Here is a 536-nt window from a genome sequence, read left to right on the forward strand (position 1 = left end):
GGCGCGATCCGGCGCTGCCGCTGCGCGTCGGCTCGGTCAAGACCAACATCGGCCACCTGGAGGCCGCGGCCGGGCTGGCCGGCGTGATCAAGGTGGTGCTGTCGCTGCAGCGCGCGCAGATCCCGCCGCACCTGCACTTCACGCAGGGCAACCCGCACATCGACTGGAACTGGCCGGTGCAGGTGCCGACGCAGGCGACCGACTGGCCGGAGATCGACGGCCGCCGGCTCGCGGGCGTCAGCTCGTTCGGCTTCAGCGGGACCAATGCGCACGTGATCCTCGAGGCGGCTCCGACACCGTCGCTGGCCGCCCCGCCGGCCGGCCCGCTGCGGCCGGCCCACGTGCTGGCGCTGTCGGCGCGCGACGACGGTGCGCTGCTCGACCTGGCGCGCCGCCACGAGGCGCGGCTGCTGCAGCTCGACGAGAGCGTCGAGGCCGCCGACCTGTGCTTCAGCGCGAACACCGGCCGCTCGCATTTCTCGCACCGCGTCGCGCTCACCGGGGCGAGCGTCGACGAACTGCGCGCCGGCCTGGCC

At 74.8% G+C, this 536-nt stretch carries 1 protein-coding gene; it reads left to right on the forward strand.

Going from position 1 to position 536, the window contains the following annotated elements:
- On the forward strand, positions 1-536 hold a 536-nt coding region (locus AC1D15_RS36515; protein WP_477829934.1), incomplete at both ends, for a ketoacyl-synthetase C-terminal extension domain-containing protein.

The sequence above is a fragment of the Rhizobacter sp. P2_H2 genome (genome assembly GCF_056403375.1).